Origin of the sequence: Buchnera aphidicola str. APS (Acyrthosiphon pisum) (genome assembly GCF_000009605.1) — a bacterium.
Classification (GTDB): domain Bacteria; phylum Pseudomonadota; class Gammaproteobacteria; order Enterobacterales; family Enterobacteriaceae; genus Buchnera; species Buchnera aphidicola_I.
On record NC_002252.1, the window covers coordinates 1 to 7,258 of the forward strand.

Consider the following 7,258-nt stretch of genomic DNA (forward strand, 5'->3'; position numbering starts at 1 on the left):
ATTTTTTTGATTGAAAAGAGACGTAAATTAATACAAAAAAAGGCTAATTATCACTCTGATCCTACAACAGTTTTTAATCATCTTTGTGGATCAAGACCCGCAACATTATTACTGGAAACAGCAGAAGTTAATAAAAAAAATAATTTAGAAAGTATAATGATTGTCGATAGCGCGATACGCGTCTCTGCTGTCAAGAATTCAGTTAAGATTACTGCGCTCTCTGAAAACGGAGCAGAGATATTATCTATTTTAAAAGAAAACCCTCATAAAAAAATAAAATTTTTTGAAAAAAACAAAAGTATCAACTTGATCTTTCCCTCTTTAGACAACAATCTTGATGAAGATAAAAAAATTTTTTCTTTATCAGTATTTGATTCTTTCAGATTCATTATGAAATCTGTTAACAACACAAAAAGAACAAGTAAAGCAATGTTTTTTGGCGGATTGTTTTCTTATGATCTTATTTCTAATTTTGAATCGTTGCCGAATGTAAAGAAAAAACAAAAATGCCCGGATTTTTGTTTTTATTTAGCAGAAACATTACTTGTTGTAGATCATCAAAAAAAAACATGTTTGATTCAAAGCAGTTTATTTGGCAGAAATGTAGATGAAAAAAATAGAATTAAAAAAAGAACAGAAGAAATAGAAAAGAAACTGGAAGAAAAATTGACATCCATTCCTAAAAATAAGACAACTGTACCAGTTCAATTGACTTCCAATATAAGTGATTTTCAATATTCATCTACAATAAAAAAATTACAAAAATTAATTCAAAAAGGTGAAATTTTCCAAGTCGTGCCCTCTCGAAAGTTTTTTTTGCCTTGTGACAATTCATTATCAGCATATCAAGAATTAAAAAAAAGCAATCCCAGTCCCTATATGTTTTTTATGCAAGATGAAGATTTCATACTATTCGGTGCATCTCCAGAAAGTTCTTTAAAATATGATGAAAAAAATAGACAAATTGAGCTCTATCCTATTGCTGGAACCAGACCCAGAGGTAGAAAAAAAGACGGAACTTTAGATCTCGATTTAGACAGCAGAATAGAACTTGAAATGAGAACTAATCATAAAGAACTTGCTGAACATTTGATGCTGGTTGACTTAGCAAGAAATGATCTTGCACGTATTTGTGAGCCGGGATCTAGATATGTTTCCGATCTAGTTAAGGTGGATAAATATTCGCACGTGATGCATTTGGTTTCTAAAGTAGTGGGGCAATTAAAATATGGTTTAGATGCGCTTCACGCATATTCCTCTTGTATGAATATGGGGACATTAACTGGTGCACCCAAAGTTCGAGCGATGCAATTAATTGCTGAATATGAAGGGGAAGGGAGAGGAAGTTACGGCGGCGCTATAGGTTATTTTACTGATTTAGGAAATTTAGATACTTGCATCACAATACGTTCAGCTTATGTGGAATCAGGTGTCGCAACAATTCAAGCAGGAGCCGGTGTTGTTTTTAATTCAATACCTGAAGACGAAGTGAAAGAGAGTTTAAACAAGGCGCAAGCTGTAATAAATGCTATAAAAAAAGCACATTTTACAATGGGATCCTCTTAAGAATGGCAAATATTTTACTGTTAGACAACATAGACTCATTCACCTATAATTTAGTTGAACAACTGAGAAATCAAAAAAACAATGTTTTAGTTTATCGTAATACAGTGAGTATTGATATTATTTTCAATTCCCTTAAAAAATTAACACATCCGATTTTAATGCTGTCGCCCGGACCTAGTTTGCCGAAACACGCAGGATGCATGTTAGATTTAATAAAAAAAGTCAAGGGGGACATTCCTATAGTAGGAATTTGTTTAGGTCATCAAGCAATAGTAGAAGCGTATGGCGGCATTATCGGATATGCAGGTGAAATATTCCATGGCAAAGCATCATTAATCCGCCATGATGGTTTAGAGATGTTTGAGGGTGTACCGCAACCACTACCTGTTGCTCGATACCATTCCTTAATTTGCAACAAAATTCCGGAGAAATTTGTCATTAATTCCTATTTTGAAAAAATGATTATGTCTGTAAGAAACAATTGTGATCGTGTTTGCGGCTTTCAATTTCATCCTGAATCTATTTTAACAACACATGGAGACCAAATATTAGAAAAAATTATTCATTGGGCGTCTTTAAAATATATCACAAACAAGAAACAATAAAAAAAAAGATTCTACTCAAACGAGTCGTTTTTTTAAATTCCATATCCCTTTTTATAACACTGAATCCTCCTGCGTCATCGCATTACACAATTCAACATCCAGACGTGCCTGAAAACAAAAACATACAACAATGATTCTCATGCAATTGGAATGACAAAATCAAATATACACAATGAAAATTTTTTAATAAAACCCGTACCGAAATTATTGAAAAGAAGTTTTAAAACAGTGTTAATGTTCCCAAAAACAGGAGGAAAAATCACAAAAAATACATTAGAAAAAATAGAAAGTATGAAAAAGAGAAAATTATTCAAGGAAAGGTGGGTGTAATTTTTACTTCATACAAACCACAACAAGAATTGATTAAAACTGGTCATCGAGGTGAATACAGATATCAAATTAAATGAAAGAATTGGTCGAAATCTGTGACTGTCAATACTGGAATGTATCTCAGAAAATAAGTCAAACTTTATCACGATGGGTATTTTTTCATTAATAGAGATTATCAAACCGACATAAAAAAAGGGGGAGCGATTTTAAGTACTATGTCACTTTTGTATGCATGAGTCTAAATGACTCGACTTTAAATCGGTCTTGTCAGCCTCATAAGCACGCTGTATGTGTGTAAATTTGTGCTCCATTAGAAAGAAAATACATTTGGTAAAGGGGAGGAGAAGACTAGCGGTGACTGTCGGATCCAAGAGCATCATCAATCTTCTTATAGATCGCTCTTCTATCAGTTTTCTAAAAAGCAGTTCTCAAAATTTAAGTGAACTCCCTGTCTGAAAAATATATGAGTCCCGGAAAACGCACTTCAATCACCAATAAAAGATAATTCATGATTCTGAGACAGATGAAAACAAAAGTTGGACAAACAATGATAGAGATAAAATATCTCCATATAAAAATTTTATAAAATGAACTGTTGTCAGTCATACAAAACAATTCAATAAAAAGGAAAAAATGAAAATTTTTTTCTAAAAAGTTATCCACAGTTTCTGTCTACAAGTGAATTTTAAAAAATATGAAATTTTAAGATAAATTCCAAAACAAAATACTCTAACATTATGTTTTTTATAAAAAAATTTTTTTTTTAATTCATACAATACATGTTGATAACATGTTCATAAGTCTGGGGATAAGTTTTGTATATATATACAAGACACTTTCCGATACATAGGAATCTTACGCGGAAAAAAGAAAAACATTAAAAACAATAAATTAATTAAGATTAGCATTCTTTAAAAATCCTTTTAAAAGAAAAAAACAAATACATGTATTATATATAAGGTTTTTAATTGTTATTGTTGTTTTGTATTATACTATTAATTAGTATCACTTTATTTAACATATTTATTAAATACTTAAATATATATTATACATTTTTTGTAAAATCAAAAATGATATTATTGCTTTAATTTAAAAAGTTAGTTATTATAAAACGAAAATTAGATGAAATTTTTTTGATTGAAAAGAGACGTAAATTAATACAAAAAAAGGCTAATTATCACTCTGATCCTACAACAGTTTTTAATCATCTTTGTGGATCAAGACCCGCAACATTATTACTGGAAACAGCAGAAGTTAATAAAAAAAATAATTTAGAAAGTATAATGATTGTCGATAGCGCGATACGCGTCTCTGCTGTCAAGAATTCAGTTAAGATTACTGCGCTCTCTGAAAACGGAGCAGAGATATTATCTATTTTAAAAGAAAACCCTCATAAAAAAATAAAATTTTTTGAAAAAAACAAAAGTATCAACTTGATCTTTCCCTCTTTAGACAACAATCTTGATGAAGATAAAAAAATTTTTTCTTTATCAGTATTTGATTCTTTCAGATTCATTATGAAATCTGTTAACAACACAAAAAGAACAAGTAAAGCAATGTTTTTTGGCGGATTGTTTTCTTATGATCTTATTTCTAATTTTGAATCGTTGCCGAATGTAAAGAAAAAACAAAAATGCCCGGATTTTTGTTTTTATTTAGCAGAAACATTACTTGTTGTAGATCATCAAAAAAAAACATGTTTGATTCAAAGCAGTTTATTTGGCAGAAATGTAGATGAAAAAAATAGAATTAAAAAAAGAACAGAAGAAATAGAAAAGAAACTGGAAGAAAAATTGACATCCATTCCTAAAAATAAGACAACTGTACCAGTTCAATTGACTTCCAATATAAGTGATTTTCAATATTCATCTACAATAAAAAAATTACAAAAATTAATTCAAAAAGGTGAAATTTTCCAAGTCGTGCCCTCTCGAAAGTTTTTTTTGCCTTGTGACAATTCATTATCAGCATATCAAGAATTAAAAAAAAGCAATCCCAGTCCCTATGTGTTTTTTATGCAAGATGAAGATTTCATACTATTCGGTGCATCTCCAGAAAGTTCTTTAAAATATGATGAAAAAAATAGACAAATTGAGCTCTATCCTATTGCTGGAACCAGACCCAGAGGTAGAAAAAAAGACGGAACTTTAGATCTCGATTTAGACAGCAGAATAGAACTTGAAATGAGAACTAATCATAAAGAACTTGCTGAACATTTGATGCTGGTTGACTTAGCAAGAAATGATCTTGCACGTATTTGTGAGCCGGGATCTAGATATGTTTCCGATCTAGTTAAGGTGGATAAATATTCGCACGTGATGCATTTGGTTTCTAAAGTAGTGGGGCAATTAAAATATGGTTTAGATGCGCTTCACGCATATTCCTCTTGTATGAATATGGGGACATTAACTGGTGCACCCAAAGTTCGAGCGATGCAATTAATTGCTGAATATGAAGGGGAAGGGAGAGGAAGTTACGGCGGCGCTATAGGTTATTTTACTGATTTAGGAAATTTAGATACTTGCATCACAATACGTTCAGCTTATGTGGAATCAGGTGTCGCAACAATTCAAGCAGGAGCCGGTGTTGTTTTTAATTCACAATACCTGAAGACGAAGTGAAAGAGAGTTTAAACAAGGCGCAAGCTGTAATAAATGCTATAAAAAAAGCACATTTTACAATGGGATCCTCTTAAGAATGGCAAATATTTTACTGTTAGACAACATAGACTCATTCACCTATAATTTAGTTGAACAACTGAGAAATCAAAAAAACAATGTTTTAGTTTATCGTAATACAGTGAGTATTGATATTATTTTCAATTCCCTTAAAAAATTAACACATCCGATTTTAATGCTGTCGCCCGGACCTAGTTTGCCGAAACACGCAGGATGCATGTTAGATTTAATAAAAAAAGTCAAGGGGGACATTCCTATAGTAGGAATTTGTTTAGGTCATCAAGCAATAGTAGAAGCGTATGGCGGCATTATCGGATATGCAGGTGAAATATTCCATGGCAAAGCATCATTAATCCGCCATGATGGTTTAGAGATGTTTGAGGGTGTACCGCAACCACTACCTGTTGCTCGATACCATTCCTTAATTTGCAACAAAATTCCGGAGAAATTTGTCATTAATTCCTATTTTGAAAAAATGATTATGTCTGTAAGAAACAATTGTGATCGTGTTTGCGGCTTTCAATTTCATCCTGAATCTATTTTAACAACACATGGAGACCAAATATTAGAAAAAATTATTCATTGGGCGTCTTTAAAATATATCACAAACAAGAAACAATAAAAAAAAAAGATTCTACTCAAACGAGTCGTTTTTTTAAATTCCATATCCCTTTTTATAACACTGAATCCTCCTGCGTCATCGCATTACACAATTCAACATCCAGACGTGCCTGAAAACAAAAACATACAACAATGATTCTCATGCAATTGGAATGACAAAATCAAATATACACAATGAAAATTTTTTAATAAAACCGTACCCGAAATTATTGAAAAGAAGTTTTAAAACAGTGTTAATGTTCCCAAAAACAGGAGGAAAAATCACAAAAAATACATTAGAAAAAATAGAAAGTATGAAAAAGAGAAAATTATTCAAGGAAAGGTGGGTGTAATTTTTACTTCATACAAACCACAACAAGAATTGATTAAAACTGGTCATCGAGGTGAATACAGATATCAAATTAAATGAAAGAATTGGTCGAAATCTGTGACTGTCAATACAGGAATGTATCTCAGAAAATAAGTCAAACTTTATCACGATGGGTATTTTTTCATTAATAGAGATTATCAAACCGACATAAAAAAAGGGGGGCGATTTTAAGTACTATGTCACTTTTGTATGCATGAGTCTAAATGACTCGACTTTAAATCGGTCTTGTCAGCCTCATAAGCACGCTGTATGTGTGTAAATTTGTGCTCCATTAGAAAGAAAATACATTTGGTAAAGGGGAGGAGAAGACTAGCGGTGACTGTCGGATCCAAGAGCATCATCAATCTTCTTATAGATCGCTCTTCTATCAGTTTTCTAAAAAGCAGTTCTCAAAATTTAAGTGAACTCCCTGTCTGAAAAATATATGAGTCCCGGAAAACGCACTTCAATCACCAATAAAAGATAATTCATGATTCTGAGACAGATGAAAACAAAAGTTGGACAAACAATGATAGAGATAAAATATCTCCATATAAAAATTTTATAAAATGAACTGTTGTCAGTCATACAAAACAATTCAATAAAAAGGAAAAAAATGAAAATTTTTTTCTAAAAAGTTATCCACAGTTTCTGTCTACAAGTGAATTTTAAAAAATATGAAATTTTAAGATAAATTCCAAAACAAAATACTCTAACATTATGTTTTTTATAAAAAAATTTTTTTTTAATTCATACAATACATGTTGATAACATGTTCATAAGTCTGGGGATAAGTTTTGTATATATATACAAGACACTTTCCGATACATAGGAATCTTACGCGGAAAAAAGAAAAACATTAAAAACAATAAATTAATTAAGATTAGCATTCTTTAAAAATCCTTTTAAAAGAAAAAAACAAATACATGTATTATATATAAGGTTTTTAATTGTTATTGTTGTTTTGTATTATACTATTAATTAGTATCACTTTATTTAACATATTTATTAAATACTTAAATATATATTATACATTTTTTGTAAAATCAAAAATGATATTATTGCTTTAATTTAAAAAGTTAGTTATTATAAAACGAAAATTAGATGAA

Annotated in this window: 3 protein-coding genes and 1 pseudogene; all 4 read left to right on the top strand. The window is 30.6% G+C overall.

The genetic code is table 11. The annotated features are described in order from the left end of the window. The 4 genes and pseudogenes from BU_RS00005 to trpG (BU_RS00020) all read left to right on the top strand — a co-directional run bounded on the left by BU_RS00005 (position 1) and on the right by trpG (BU_RS00020) (position 5,801). Complete coding sequence (locus BU_RS00005; RefSeq protein WP_010892289.1) at positions 1–1,566, top strand: anthranilate synthase component 1; 1,566 nt, start codon at positions 1–3, stop codon at positions 1,564–1,566. 2 nt (positions 1,567–1,568) lie between these two features. Next, positions 1,569–2,171 (top strand): anthranilate synthase component II, encoded by a 603-nt coding sequence (gene trpG / locus BU_RS00010; RefSeq protein WP_010892290.1) that lies wholly within the window; start codon positions 1,569–1,571, stop codon positions 2,169–2,171. A gap of 1,457 nt (positions 2,172–3,628) precedes the next feature. Continuing rightward, a pseudogene (locus BU_RS00015) lies at positions 3,629–5,196 on the top strand (anthranilate synthase component 1). Between the two features lie 2 nt (positions 5,197–5,198). Continuing rightward, entirely contained in the window at positions 5,199–5,801 is a 603-nt protein-coding gene (gene trpG / locus BU_RS00020) for an anthranilate synthase component II (RefSeq protein WP_010892290.1), read from the top strand. Positions 5,802–7,258 lie beyond the last annotated feature (1,457 nt).